The 13,363-nt window shown below is 75.5% G+C and carries 10 protein-coding genes; 5 read left to right on the top strand and 5 right to left on the bottom strand.

Annotation, left to right across the window (positions count from 1 at the left end; translation table 11 throughout):
* Positions 1–72 precede the first annotated feature (72 nt).
* Genes ACZ6R6_RS28995 through ACZ6R6_RS28985 form a run of 3 tightly spaced genes read left to right on the top strand, consistent with a single transcriptional unit; the run spans position 73 to position 3,448 of the window.
* Positions 73–882, top strand: a complete 810-nt coding sequence (locus ACZ6R6_RS28995; RefSeq protein ID WP_470098536.1) for a carotenoid biosynthesis protein — start codon at positions 73–75, stop codon at positions 880–882.
* Positions 870–2,300, top strand: a complete 1,431-nt coding sequence (locus ACZ6R6_RS28990) for a phytoene desaturase family protein (protein ID WP_470098535.1) — start codon at positions 870–872, stop codon at positions 2,298–2,300. The genes ACZ6R6_RS28995 and ACZ6R6_RS28990 overlap by 13 nt, the downstream gene beginning before the upstream one ends.
* The gene (locus tag ACZ6R6_RS28985) at positions 2,297–3,448 is read left to right on the top strand and encodes a glycosyltransferase family 2 protein (RefSeq protein ID WP_470098533.1); all 1,152 of its coding nucleotides are present in this window, start codon (positions 2,297–2,299) and stop codon (positions 3,446–3,448) included. The genes ACZ6R6_RS28990 and ACZ6R6_RS28985 overlap by 4 nt, the downstream gene beginning before the upstream one ends.
* Here the strand turns inward: ACZ6R6_RS28985 and ACZ6R6_RS28980 are convergent.
* Entirely contained in the window at positions 3,378–3,995 is a 618-nt protein-coding gene (locus tag ACZ6R6_RS28980; RefSeq protein WP_470098531.1) for a glycerol-3-phosphate acyltransferase, read from the bottom strand. The two genes, ACZ6R6_RS28985 and ACZ6R6_RS28980, sit on opposite strands and share 71 nt — an antisense overlap.
* Here ACZ6R6_RS28980 and ACZ6R6_RS28975 point away from each other — a divergent pair.
* Complete coding sequence (locus tag ACZ6R6_RS28975; RefSeq protein ID WP_470098529.1) at positions 3,970–4,698, top strand: spheroidene monooxygenase; 729 nt, start codon at positions 3,970–3,972, stop codon at positions 4,696–4,698. The two genes, ACZ6R6_RS28980 and ACZ6R6_RS28975, sit on opposite strands and share 26 nt — an antisense overlap.
* A 38-nt stretch (positions 4,699–4,736) precedes the next feature.
* Here ACZ6R6_RS28975 and plsX read toward each other — a convergent pair whose 3' ends face one another.
* The 3 genes from plsX to crtI are packed head-to-tail and all read right to left on the bottom strand — an operon-like array spanning position 4,737 to position 8,154.
* Positions 4,737–5,708 carry a phosphate acyltransferase PlsX gene (gene plsX, locus ACZ6R6_RS28970; protein WP_470098527.1) on the bottom strand — a complete coding sequence of 324 codons (972 nt, stop codon included), beginning with the start codon at positions 5,706–5,708 and terminating at the stop codon, positions 4,737–4,739.
* Between the two features lie 44 nt (positions 5,709–5,752).
* Positions 5,753–6,652, bottom strand: a complete 900-nt coding sequence (locus tag ACZ6R6_RS28965) for a phytoene/squalene synthase family protein (protein WP_470098525.1) — start codon at positions 6,650–6,652, stop codon at positions 5,753–5,755.
* Positions 6,649–8,154 carry a phytoene desaturase family protein gene (gene crtI / locus ACZ6R6_RS28960; RefSeq protein WP_470098523.1) on the bottom strand — a complete coding sequence of 502 codons (1,506 nt, stop codon included), beginning with the start codon at positions 8,152–8,154 and terminating at the stop codon, positions 6,649–6,651. The genes ACZ6R6_RS28965 and crtI overlap by 4 nt, the downstream gene beginning before the upstream one ends.
* A gap of 355 nt (positions 8,155–8,509) precedes the next feature.
* Here crtI and ACZ6R6_RS28955 point away from each other — a divergent pair, with 355 nt between their 5' ends.
* On the top strand, positions 8,510–11,920 hold the full coding sequence (locus ACZ6R6_RS28955; protein WP_470098521.1) for a BTAD domain-containing putative transcriptional regulator: 3,411 nt from the start codon (positions 8,510–8,512) through the stop codon (positions 11,918–11,920).
* 752 nt (positions 11,921–12,672) lie between these two features.
* On the opposite strand, the gene ACZ6R6_RS28950 is transcribed toward ACZ6R6_RS28955, so the two are convergent.
* Positions 12,673–13,311, bottom strand: coding sequence for a hypothetical protein (locus ACZ6R6_RS28950; protein WP_470098519.1), 639 nt, complete (start codon positions 13,309–13,311; stop codon positions 12,673–12,675).
* Between the last annotated feature and the right edge of the window lie 52 nt (positions 13,312–13,363).

Here is a 13,363-nt window from a genome sequence, read left to right as displayed (position 1 = left end):
GCGGCGGGAGGTCAAAGCGAATCTGACCGAGGCCCGCCGCTCCGATGACCGTCGGCGGGGCACAGCCATGGGGTGAACAGCGGACGCCCCGCCCTCGGCGCGGTGAGGGACGCGGCGCGGCGCGGGCCGTCCCCGGGCGGCCTCGACGTCCTCGGCGTGCTCGGCGGGGGCCTGTTGCTGGCCGTGATCGCCGCGCAGGTCGCGTCGGGGCTGCAGCCCCGGCCGATCGGGCTGGCCGGCGTGGTCGTGCTGCTGCTGGCGGCGAGCGCCCTGGCCTTCGCCGCACGGGCCCATCCCCTCCCCCGGGCGGCCTCGGCGCTGGGCGCCGCGGTGGTGACCGGGTACGCCGCCGAGTGGGTCGGCGTCAGGACCGGGCTGCCCTTCGGGGAGTACGGCTACACCGGGCTGCTGTGGCCGCAGCTCGGCGGGGTTCCGGTGGTGGTGGCGCTGGCGTGGGGCGGCATGGGCCTGGCGGCCCACGCGACGGCCGCGGCCGCGGCCGCGGCGCCGGGGAGCCGGGCGGCGCGGATCGGGCTGGGGGCCCTGGCGCTGACCGCGTGGGACCTGTTCCTCGATCCGCAGATGGTCCGGCTGGGCCTGTGGACCTGGCACGACCCCGGCCTCTACCGGGGGGTGCCGGTCAGCAACTTCGCCGGCTGGCTGGTGGTCTCGCTGCTGGTCATGGCCGTGATCGAGGCGGTCCTGACCGATCCGGGCGCCAGGAGCGCCGGGCTGGTCGCGATCTACACGGCGATGGCGTTCATGGAGACCCTGGGGTTCGCGGCCGTCTTCGACCCGCCGGATCCGCTGGTCGCCACCGTGGGAGGAGCCTGCATGGGCCTGTTCTCCGTGCTCGCCTGGAGGCGTGCGTGGCGGAGGTGATCGTGGTCGGCGGCGGCGTGGGCGGCATGGTCTGCGCCCTGCTGCTGGCCCGGCAGGGGCACCGGGTCCGCCTGTACGAGCGGCGGGACCGGCTGGGCGGCAAGCTCGCCGAGCACGCGCGCGACGGTTTCACCTTCTCCGTCGGGCCGTCCCTGCTGACCCTGCCCGGCGTCTTCGCCGATCTCGGCCTGGAGATCGGCCTCGTCGAGCCGCAGGAGCTGTGCCGCTACCGCTTCGCCGGCGGCTCGACGCTGACGGCGCACCGCGCCCCGGACAGGATGGCCGCCGAGGTGGACCGGCTCTCGCCGGGCGAGGGCCGCAACTGGCTGGCCTTCCACCGGTGGGCGCGGGCCTGTTTCGAGGCGTCGTGCCGCACGTTCTTCGCCGGGCCGCTCACCCGCCCGCCGGCGCGGGCGCGCCTGTCGGACCTGCTGGCGGTCGCACCCGGCCGGACCCTCGACGGCCTGGCCCGGCGTTTCTTCACCGACCGGCGCCTGCGCCAGTACGCCGGCCGTTACGCCACCTACGCGGGCTCCAGCCCGTACCGGGCGCCGGCGGCCCTGGCCTGCATCCCGGCGATCGAGCACGGGCAGGGCGGCTGGTACGTGCCGGGCGGGCTGCCCCGCGTCGCCGACGCCCTGGCCCTGCTGCTGGAGGAGGCGGGGGTGGAGGTCGCCCTCGGCGCCGAGGTGACGGAGGTGCTCGCCGACGGCAGCCGCGTCCGGGGGGTACGGCTGGCCTGCGGGCAGCGCGAGGGCGCCGACGTCGTGATCGCCAACACCGACGCGGCGGCCCTCTACGGGCGGCTGCTGCCGGACCGGCGGCGGCTGCGGCGCATCGCCGCGCTCGGCGCCTCCTCCTCGGCGTTCCTGCTGCTGGCCGGGGTGGAGGGCCGGACCGAAGGGCTGGCGCACCACTCCGTCGTCTTCTCCGCCGACTACGAGCGGGAGTTCGCCGACATCTTCGAGCGCCGCCGGCCGCCGGTGGACCCGACCGTCTACGTCGGCTGCTCGGCCGTCGACGACCCGTCGCAGGCGCCCGACGGCGCCGAGAACTGGGTCATGCTGGTCAACGTCCCGGCCCGTGACCCGGGCCGGTGGCCGATCTCCCCCGAGTCCTACCGCGACCTGGTGCTGGAGCGGCTGGCCGCCCGGGGTCACGACCTGTCGGGGCGGCTGCGCTTCGTCGACCTGCTGACCCCCGCCGACCTGCGCGAGCGGTACGGCGCGTGGGGCGGGGCGATCTACGGCGGCGCCTACGCCGGCCCGTTCGCCCCTTTCCGCCGCCCCGGCAACCGAGGGCCCCGGCGGGGCCTGTATCTGGTGGGCGGCTCCGTGCACCCCGGCGGCGGGCTGCCGCTGGTGGCGATGGGCGGCCGCATCGTCGCCTCGCTCGTGGCAGCGGACTTCCGCCGATGAGACCGCTCACCGCGCTCCAGGCCGCCGCCGCCCTCGCCGTGGGGGTACGGCTGGCCCGCGGCCGCGACCGGCTGCCCCCGCTGGCCCCCGTCGAGACGGCGGCCGGGCGGATCTCGGTGGTGATTCCGGCCCGCGACGAGGAGCGCCGCATCGGTCCGTGCCTGTCGGCCGTGCTCGCCGATCCGGCCGTCGCGGAGGTCGTCGTCGTCGACGACGAGTCGGGCGACGGCACGGCGCGGCTGGCCGCCGAACTCGGCGCCAGGGTCGTCGTGGGCGCGCCCCTCCCGGAGGGCTGGGTGGGCAAGCAGTGGGCGCTGCGGCAGGGGGTCGAGGCGGCCCGCGGCGACATCGTGGTGACACTCGACGCCGACACCCGGCCGGCGCCGGGCCTGTTCGGCTCGCTGGCCGCGGCCCTGGACCGCTACGACCTGGTCAGCGCCGGCCCCAGGTTCGTCTGCGGCGGGACCGCCGAGCAGGCGCTGCACGCCTCGTTCCTGGCGACGCTGGTCTACCGGTCCGGCCCCATCGGACCGTCCGTCGCCCCGGCTCCGCACCGGGTCATGGCCAACGGCCAGTGCATGGCCTTCCGCCGTACGGCGATGCTGGCCGCCGACGGGTTCGCGCGGGTCCGCGGGCACATGACCGACGACGTGGCGCTGGCCCGGAACCTGGCCGCCACGGGCTGGGCGGTCGGCTTCCTGGACTCCGGCGGCCTGCTGGAGGTCGACATGCACGAGTCGGCGGCCGAGGTGTGGCGGGAGTGGGGGCGGTCGCTGCCGCTGTGCGACGTCACCGGCCCCGGCCGGCAGGCCGCCGACCTGGCCGTGATCTGGCTCACCGCCGCGCTGCCCGTCCTGCGGCTGGCGGCCGGCCGGCCCACCCGGCTCGACCTGGGGCTGCTGGCCGTACGGCTGTCGCTGACCGGCGCGCTGCGCGGCAGCTACACCCGGCCCGGCCCCGGCGTGCTGCTGTCACCCCTGCTGGACCCGCTGACCGCCGTACGGCTGACGCAGGCGACGCTCCGCCCGGTGCGCGGCTGGCGCGGCCGTACCTATCCCGCCGGCGCGGCCCGCGGGCTCACGGCTCCCGCGGGAGCGGCCGGCCCGCCCGCCCGGCCCGCGCCGCCTGCCCGAAGCGCAGCCCGATGAGGCACATCAGCGCTCCCGTCCCGGCCACGTGCTCCACCGGCGCGAAGAGCAGCTGGGACAGCGGCAGGCAGAACACGCCCGCCCGCGCGCCGACGGCGAAGGAGCGCGTCAGCAGGGCCCCCGCGATCAGGACCGCGACGCCGAGCAGGAATCCGGGCGGGCAGATGACGGCGGAGCCGCCCACGAAGACGAGGACCGACCGGCCGCCCCGGAAGCCGGCGAACAGCGGCCAGGCGTGCCCGGCCATCGCGGCGGCCACCGCCAGATACACCGGCACGACACCGGCCCCGGCGACCGCCCCGGGCCCGGTGGTGTGCAGGCCGCCGGCCACGAGGGCGAGCAGCGCGGCGAGCGCGCCCTTGAGCGTGTCGCCCGCGACGACGGGTGCGGCGGCCCGCCAGCCGAGCCGCTCCTTGACGTTCCAGAAGCCGGGGTTGCCGTCGCCGACCTCACGGGGGTCGAAGCCGTGCGCCCGGGCGAGCGGCACCGCGACCGGCACGGACCCGAGAAGGTAGCCGCCGATGACCACGACGGACAGGAGGATCATCGCTTCGTTCCACCTCACGAGGTATGCGGATCTGGGGGCCATGCGGTACATGGCCGCCGACCGGCCGGTGCTGGCCGGCACCGCGGGACTGCTGTTCTGGCGGCTGCTGGGTTCCGGCCGCGGAGCCTCCATGAGCCTGGGCGCGGATCTGCGGCGCTGGGCGCTGCTGGCCGTCTGGAGCCGGGAGCGGGCGCTGGAGGACTTCCTTGAGGGCTCCCCCGTGGCGGCACGCTGGCGGGGCCGGGCCGAGGAGTCCTGGCAGGTACGGCTGGCGCCGCTGGCCTCGCGCGGCCGGTGGGGCGGGGTGGAGCCGTTCGGGCCGATCGAGGAGATCACCCGGCGGAACACCGGCGGGCCGGTCGCCGTGCTGACCCGCGCGTCGATCCGCCCCTCCCTGCTGGTGCCGTTCTACCGGTCGGTCCCCCAGGTGGAGCGCCTGCTGCGGGAGCAGGACGGCTGCCTGGCCTCGGTAGGCGTCGGGGAGTGGCCGCTGGCCCGGCAGGCCACGTTCTCGCTGTGGCGCGACTCCCGCGCGGTGCGGGACTTCGCCTACCGGGGGCAGGCGCACCGGGAGGCGATCGGGCGGACACGGGCGGAGGGCTGGTACTCCGAAGAGCTGTTCGCCCGGTTCGTTCCGTACGGCAGCGAGGGGACCTGGGACGGGGTCGACCCCCTGGCCAGGTACGGCGGCCGCCGTCCGTGACCCGTCCCCGGCCGCCCCGGCGGGCCGCGCGGGCCGGTTCAATTCACCGGCTCGGCCGTGAGATGGTCCCGGAGACGGGCGGCGACCCCGCCGCCGGCGAGGTCGCGCGCGACCGCGCAGGCCCGCGCGACCGTCGCGGCGCGGGAGGAGCCGTGCGCGACGACGACGGTGCCGCTCAGGCCGAGCAGCACCGCCCCTCCGTGGGTCTCCGGCTCGTAGCGGCGGGCCACCTCCCGCAGCGCCTCCGGCCCGGCGGTCCCTGAGCGCGCCACCAGGGTCAGCACGGCCCGGACGGCTCCCTCGACGTTCTTCAGCACGACGTTGCCGGTGAACCCGTCGGTGACGATCACATCGACGGCGCCGGCCAACACGTCGTGGCCCTCGACGTTGCCGTGGAAGCGCAACGGCAGCAACGGCAGCAGCTCCGCCACCCTGCGGGTCAGCCGGTTGCCCTTGCCCGGCTCCGCGCCGATCGACAGCAGGCCGACCGACGGGTCGGCCGCGCCCAGCACGAGGCGGGCGTAGGAGGCGCCGAGCAGGGCGAACTGGGCGACCATCTCGGGCGTGGGGTCGGAGGTCGCTCCGGCGTCGATCAGCACGGTGGCGCCGCCGGTCACCGCGGGCAGGGCGATCGCCAGGGCCGGCCGGAGCACGGCCGGCGCACGGCCGACACCGCGGATGGCGCACGAGACGACCGCGCCGGTGGAACCGGCCGACACGAGCGCCGAGCCGGCCCCCTGCCGCAGGAGCTCGCAGCCCACCCGGAGGCTGGAGGCTCCGGAGGCGGCGACCCCCGTGCCCCGCTCCCCCATCGGGACGACCTCCTCGGCGTGCACCACGTCGATCTCGCGCACCGCGCCGTGGCGCGCCAGCTCCGCGCGGATCTCCCCGGCCCGGCCGACGAGCACGACGGGGACGCCGTGCTCCCGCCGGGCCAGGACGGCCCCGCCGACCGTCTCGGCTGGTCCGTGGTCTCCGCCCATCGCGTCGACGACCACCGGCTCCGGCATCACATCCTCCTGACCGCAGTGACAGACGATTGCGCTCGCGCGGTTCAGGGCACCCGGACCGCGACCCGGCGTTCGGCCCGGTCGGCCACCGACGCCGCGAGCAGGTGCCGCGCGAAGACGGCCAGCCTGCGGCGCCGGGGCACGGTGGCCCGGGCTGCGAGGACGTCGTGGCCCGCGGCCTCGATCCGGTCGAGGATGCCCCCGTACAGCTCGTAGGCCGCGCGGACGCATGGCCGTGAGGACGGGGTCAGCAGCTCGACGCCCTCCAGCGCCAGCCGGTAGTGACCCCGTGCCCGCTCGATCTCGAAGGCCAGCAGTTCGCGCAGGGCGGCGGTGGGGTGGCCGCCTCCCAGGTCGGCCTCGGCCACGCCGAACCTGTCCAGGTCGGCGAGCGGGAGGTACACCCGGCCGCGCGCCAGGTCCTCGGCCACGTCACGCAGGAAGTTGGTGAGCTGGAAGGCCAGTCCCAGCTCGCGGGCGGGGCCGCGGGCCGGCTCCGCCATGCCGGGCAGCGGTTCGAGGATGGGCAGCATCATCGTCCCGATGGCCGCCGCCGAGCCCTCCATGTAGCCGAGCAGGCTGTCGTAGGTGGCATAGCGGTTGACGGTCAGGTCGGCCCGCATCGCCCGGAGGAAGTCGTCGATGTCGGCACGGTCGATGCCGAACGAGCGCACGGTGTGGGCGAACGCCGGCAGCACCGGGTCGGCGGCGGCGCCGCCCGCCAGCGCCGCGGCCATCCGGCCGGCCAGTCCGTCGAGCGCCGCCACGCGGTCGCCCGTCACCGTGAAGGAGTCGACGATCTCGTCGGCGTAGCGGGCGAAGCCGTACAGGGCGTGCACGTGGGGGCGCTTCCAGGCCGGCAGCAGCAGGGTCGCCAGGTAGTAGGACCGGCCATGGCGGGCGTTGAGTCTGCGACAGCACTCGTAACTGCCGGTCAGCGTCATCGGGAGGTCTCCAGGATGCGTTCGGCCGCGAGTTTCCCCGAGATCAGCACCGGCGGCACCCCCACTCCCGGCGCGGTGTACATGCCCGCGAAGTGGAGGCCGGGGACGCGCCGGGCCGCCCCGGCCGGTCTGAACCAGGCCGTCTGGGTGAAGCGGTGGTCCATCGCGAACGGGGTGCCCGCCGAGTGTCCGAGCCGCGCCCAGGCGGGCGGGTCGACGGTGAGGCGGAGGGCGGACGTCAGGTCGCCGTATCCGAGCCCGGCCAGCCTGCCCAGCAGGCGCTCCTCCAGCCGGGAGGTGAGCCCGTCCCAGCCGTCGGCGCCGCTCAGGTTGGCGGTCGGCTCCAGCACGGTGAGCGTGGCGTGGCCGGGGGGCGCGGCGCCGGCGTCGGATCCGGGGTAGGTGACCAGCAGGCTCGGGTCGGGCTGCGGCCGGCCGGCGTTCAGGGCGGAGAAGGTGGAGCTCCACCCCCGGCCGAAGTGCAGGGTGTGGTGCGCCTGCCCGGTGAGCCGCCGGTCGAGGCCGAAGTGGAGGACCAGGCAGGAGGGCGAGTACCGGGGGCGGCGCAGCCGCCAGTCGCGCGCCCCGGCGGGCAGCAGCCCGGCGTGGGCGCGGGGCAGGTCGCAGGCGACCACGGCGTGCCGGGCGGCGAGGCGCTCGCCGGTGTCGAGCCGGACCGCGCTGACTCCGTGGGAGCCGGTCTCGACCTCGACGGCCCGCACGCCGTACCTGATCCGCGCTCCGGCCCGCTCCGCCACGGCTGCCATGGCCCGCGGGATGGCGTGCATGCCGCCGTGGCGGGGGAAGAAGACCCCGCCGACCGTGTCCATGTGGGCGATCACCGCGTAGACGCCGAGCGCCCGCTGGGGGGACAGCCCCACATACAGGGACTGGAAGGTGTGCGCCTTGATCAGCCGCGCGTCGGTGAGGTGGCTTCTCACCAGGCGGTCGAGCCGCCGGAACCCGCCCAGGGCCGCCAGCCGCGCCAGCACTCCCGGCTGGACCAGGCTCCGCAGCCGCGTCATGTCGCGGTCGATGAAGGAGGGCCATTCGCAGGCGAACAGCCCGCCGATCGTGGCCCGGAACCGCCGGTACCTGTCCGCCTCGGCGCCGCCGCACAGCCGGCGCACCTGCTCGATCATCGCCTCCTCGCCGGGCACGATGTCCAGGTGGGAGCCGTCGTGGTAGCGCAGCCGGTAGTAGGGGTCCAGCCGCCGTAGCGGAAGGACGTCGTCCATGTCCTCGCCCGCGGCGGCGAAGACCTCGGCCAGCACGTCCGGCATGGTCAGCACCGACGGGCCGGTGTCGAAGCGGTAGTCCCCCACGCTCGCCGTCCCGCAGCAGCCACCCGGGACCTCGCGGGCCTCCACGACCGTGACCTCCCGTCCGGCCGCGGCCAGCCGGACCGCCGCGGCCAGGCCGCCGAGCCCCGCTCCGATCACCACGATCGGGCTCATGAGCTCCTCCTCGCCGCCGCACGCGCGCGGGCCGATGATCGACATGCTTGGGGCGATCCATCCCCGGGGCCGCCTGCCGGTAAATCAACCCGGCATCCAAGAAGAGGCAAAGGCCGGGTTGATCTACCGGCAGGCGGTTCTCCGGAAGGCCGCGGGACTGTCTCACGCGCCCGTGGCGACGGGGCAGTCACCTGGTCGGCGGAGAGGAGATCACCCTGACGGCGGACGAGGTCCGGCGGGAGGCTGACCTATGGTTCCAGGCTGGGGGGTGACGCCCCGGAGCGGAGTGGCCTCGAAGGGGCTCCCCGCGCCGGCGCGCCGCACAACGGTGGCGCGTCACGCATACGGCAGCCGTCCCGCCACGGCGGCCCGTCACCGTGGCGGGATCGGGAGGGTGGGGATGGAGTTCCGGGTTCTCGGTGCGGTCGGAGTCCGTGACGGCGGGGTGCCCGTCGAGCTCGGCGGCCCGCGCCAACGTTCGGTGCTGAGCCGGCTGCTGCTCGCGCGCGGGGCGGTCGTCTCCACGGACACCCTGATCGACGACCTGTACGGCGGCGCGCCCCCCGTGAGCGCGCTCGCCACGCTGCAGTCCTACGTCTCCAACCTGCGCCGGGTCATCGAGCCCGGTCGGGCCCCGCGCACCCCCGCCCGGCTGCTCGTCGCACGGCCTCCCGGCTATCTGCTCGCCGCCACGGACGTCGACGCGATCCGCTTCGGCGAACTGGTCGCCCGTTCCGAGTCCCGCTCCCCCGACGAGGCGCTGGCCTGCCTGGACCAGGCGATGGAGCTCTGGCACGGCCCGCCCTACGGCGAGTTCGCCGACGAGCCGTGGGCCGTCATGGAGGTCCGCCGCCTCCAGGAGCTGCGCCTGGTGGCGATCGAACGGCGCGCCCAGGCGCTGCTGGCCTGCGACCGGCCCCAGGCCGTGATCGCTTTCCTGGAGGACGAGACAGCCGCGCATCCGCTGCGCGAGCGGCTGTGGTGCCTGCTCGCGCTGGCCCTGTACCGCGCCGGGCGCCAGGCCGACGCCCTGGCCGCGCTCCGCTATGCCAGGGGGCTGCTCGCCGAGGAGCTCGGCCTGGACCCCGGGCCCGAGCTGAGGGCGCTGGAGGACGACATCCTCCGGCAGGCCGACTCGCTCCTCCCCTCGTCCCGCGTGCCGGCCTCCGCCGTCGCGCCCGCCGCCTCCCCGGCGCCGTCTCCTGTCCGCCCGGCGCTCCCTCCGCGCGGCGACGCCCTGCCCGGCCGGGAGCGGCAGCTCGCGGAGCTGGAGGCGCTGGCCGGACGCGGGACGGTGGGCATGGCCGCGGTGAGCGGCGAGCCGGGCATCGGCAAGACCCGGCTGCTGGAGACGTTCGGCGAGCGCTGTGCCGAGCGCGGCCACCTGGTGCTGTGGGGCCGCTGCCACGACGGCGAGGGGGCCCCGCCGCTGTGGCCGTGGCTGCAGGTGCTGCAGGCGCTCGCCGAGAGCGTGCCGCCGCCGGACCGCGGGGCGCTGGCCGGGCTGCTGGACGACGAGACGCCGGCCGGCTCCACCGAGACGGCGCTGCTACGCCGCCATCAGGCGGTGGCCCGCTGGCTGGTCCAGGCCGCCCGGATCCGGCCGCTGGTGGTGGTCCTGGACGACCTGCACTGGGCCGACCCGGCCTCGCTCGGGCTGCTGGGCGATGTGGCCACGCTCACCGCCGGGCCGGCGCGCGGCGTCCGGCTGACCGTGGTCGTCGCCTTCCGCGACAGCGAGGAGCGGCCCCCGTTGCAGGAGGTGCTGGGCCGGCTGGCCCGCCACGACCTGCTCCGGGTCGGCCTGGCCGGGCTGGGGGGCGGGCCGGTGCGGGCGCTGGCGGCCGAGATGGGCATCGAGGTGGACGAGTCCACCGCCGGGCGGTTGGCCGAGCGGACCGGCGGCAACCCGTTCTTCGTGCGCGAGAGCGTCCGGCTGCTGGCCCAGGGCCAGGGCCTGGAGGCGGTGCCCGACGCGGTGGCGGACCTGATCCGCCGCCGGCTGGCCGCGCTGGGGTGGTGGACCGGCGGGGTGCTCGGGGTCGCCGCGGTGATCGGCCGGGACTTCGATCCCGGCGTGGTCGCCGAGGTGTGCCAGGCCGTCTTCGACCCGGGGTCGGCGCGGGACGGAGCCGGTCCCGGCGCCCTGCCCGAGGCGTGCCGGGCGAAGGTCTACGACACGCTGGACCGGGCCGCCCGGGCCGGGTTGACGGTCCCGCGCGGCGACCGGATGGCCTTCGTCCACGACCTGGTCAGGGAGACCCTCGTCGGCGGGATCCCACCGCTGCGCAAGGCGGTGGTCCACCGGGAGGCGATGGCCGTCCTGGCCACCCGGCCGGGCACCGACGTGGCCGTGATCGCCCATCACGCGGTGGCGGCCGGCCCGGCCGCGCACACCGCCGCCGCGCGCTGGGCGGCGGCCGCCGCCGAGCAGGCGAGCCTGCGCCTGGCCTATGAGGAGGCCGCCGTCTGGTGGGGCCGGGCCGTCGCCGCGCACGGCGCCTCGGCGGGCGACCCGATCGACCACGTGGAGCTGCTGCTGCGACAGGTCCGCGCCCTGCTGGAGGCCGGGGACGCGCTGGGCGCGCGGCAGGCGCGGGCGGAGGCCGTACGGGCCGCCGACCGCGCCGGGGCGGGCCCCGAGCTGGCCGCACGCGCGCTGACGGCGCTGGACGCCCCCACGATCTGGACGCTCCGCAACCCGTACGAGGCGGTGGAGCTGCGGCTGGTGCACCGCTTCGAGGCCGCCCTGCGCGAGCTGCCCGCCACCGACAGCCCCGAACGGGCCCGCCTGCTGGGCGGCCTGGCCCAGGAGCTCTACGACGGGACCGACGACCCGCGCTGCCGTTCCCTCTCCGCCGAGGCGGTCGAGATGGCCCGCCGGCTGGGCGACCCGCAGCTGCTGATGCGGATGCTCAACGCCCGGCACCTGTCGCTGCCCCAGCCGCTGCACATTCCCGAGCTGCTGGAGGTCGCCGCCGAGCTGGAGGATCTGGCGCTGCGCACCCGGGTGCCGGGCTTCACACTGCTCGCCCAGATGCTGTACACGCACTTCAGGCTGGAGCTGGCCGACCTCGCGGGGGCGGACCGGGCCGCCGCGCGCTGCGAGGCCATGCTGGAACGGCTGCCGCTGCCCTGGCCGCGCTTCCAGCACACCATGTGGCGGGCCCACCGGCTGGCCCTGGCCGGCCGGTTCGACGAGGCCGAGACGCTGTTCGGCGAGGCCGGGCGCCAGGCCGAGCGGGTCGGGGTGTGGCACGCGGGCGGGCTCGTGGCCATGGGCCGCCTGTCCCTGAACTACCAGCGGGACACGATGGCCGGGACCGGGCCGCTCATCGACGCCATCAGCGGGATCCACCCTTCCCTGGAGCACGACGCCCGGGTGCTGCAACTGTGCGCGCAGGGCCGCGCCGAGGAGGCCGGGCGGCTGGCGGAGGAGGGCTGGTGTCCCCCGCCCCGGGACTGGTCGTGGCTGAGCACGAGCTGCCTGCAGGCGGCGGCCCAGGCGGCCGTCGGCGACGTCTCGGCCTGCCAGGTGAGCTACTCGGCGCTGCTGCCCTACCGCGGACGCGTCGCCGCCCTGTCCGCGGTGATCTGCGTGGGCCCCGTCGACTGGTTCCTCGCCCTGCTCGCCTCCGCCGTCGGCGACCACGCCGCCGCCTCCTGGCACCTGGCGGCGGTGGCGCGGCTGGCCAGCCAGGCCGGGCTGATGGCCTGGCGCGACCGGGCGATGACCGCGAGCCCGGGACCGGGAACCGGCCCCCAGCGTGACCGGCCGGCCTCGGACATGACCGGCCGACCCTCAGCGTGACCGGCCTCGGACACGGCCGGCCTCGGACATGGCCTGTCGTTAAGGAAGCTGTCACCAAGTACACCCGAGCAGAGTTGGCCCAGGTAGCAGGGCATCTGAGTGCAAGGCCGACGGAGGAGGGCCGCGGTAGCCGATCGCCCCGACCGGCTACGGGGGCCGGCCGCCCCGGCGATCGTCCCGGCCGGACTCGATCGGCGCCGGTCGGGAACATGTATCGGCCCAGGAGGGCGGACGTACGGCAGAGACATGGCCGGGATTCGCCGGTGTCGGCTGTGTAGGGAGCCGCTGCGGGCCACTGCCCGCGTGGACGCTCGCTGTTGCGGCCCGGCTTGTCGAGCAGCGGCGGCCCGGCGGCGCAGCGGCCCGGGTGACGGATGTCGGTACGACTACAGGACCGTGACCTGGGCGCGGGCGGGTGCGACAGTGTCCCCTGACACGGTGTCCCGGGGACCTGTACGGCGTTCACGGGCCTGGCGCTCCGGCTGTTCACGCGCCGGTGTTCACGCTGTTCATGAACGTGGACAGGGCGGTATCGGGAGGGGTCCCGGTAGTAATCGCCGAAAATCCAACGGATACGGCTCCGACCTGCGGAGACTCGGAGAGTTCCGGGACGGCGCCGGGCGCAGCCTGTCCGGACAGGCCCGGCTCAGTGAGACATTCACCGGACGGCCTATCTGAGACGGACCCAGCCCTGGCACGATGATCCGGAACGAGCCTCGACCTGCTTCCAGAGCCTGGACCGTCATGGGCGCCTAGCTGGAGCAGCCGTTGTAGCTGGCGGTGCACGGCGGCCGCAGCCAGGGTCCGGCGACGGCACCGTTCATACTTGTTTTCAGGGAGATCAGCAATGCATATGCGGATAGGCTGAGTGGTGGCTGGTTCGCCGGAATGCCGAATCGGGAACCGTTTCCGGCCTGGATCTCAGCAGTCACTGTCTGGAAGGGCAGCCAGACATACTGGTTCTGCTGGTAGTCCGTCACGTTGAGCCACAGTGTGTTCGCCGTTGCCCCGCCGGTAGTCGGCCACGCCATCCAATGAACCCAGTTGAACATCGGATTCAGCCGGCTGTCGGCGCGGACGACGTTCCAGCGCGGGTCGTTGAAACTCATCTGCACGACGAGCTCGCCGAGCGCGCCGGGTTGGTATCGGTAGAGGTTGTACGTGTTGGCCAGTGGTTGACCATTGCCGGCGAGCGTCTGTCCAAGGCAGACATCCCCGTACCAGGCACCCTGCTGGTAGAAGTAATGGCACCAGTTCGCGCCCCAGTACTGGTAACCCTGCTGAGGGGGCACCACGACCGCGGCGTGCGCGGCGTCGTCGCTGTAGGCCATGGCTCGTTTCGGGGCGGCGAAGCTGCCGCCTCCGCGCTCCTGGATCCTGTTCAGCACCATGGAGTCACTGTCCGGGTCAGGCGTAGCGCCACGCGTTGACGCGTCGCCGGGC

The sequence above is a fragment of the Streptosporangium sp. NPDC048886 genome (assembly GCF_055586905.1).
Note: the sequence above shows the minus strand (reverse complement) of the source record. Positions and strands in the feature narration are given on the sequence as shown.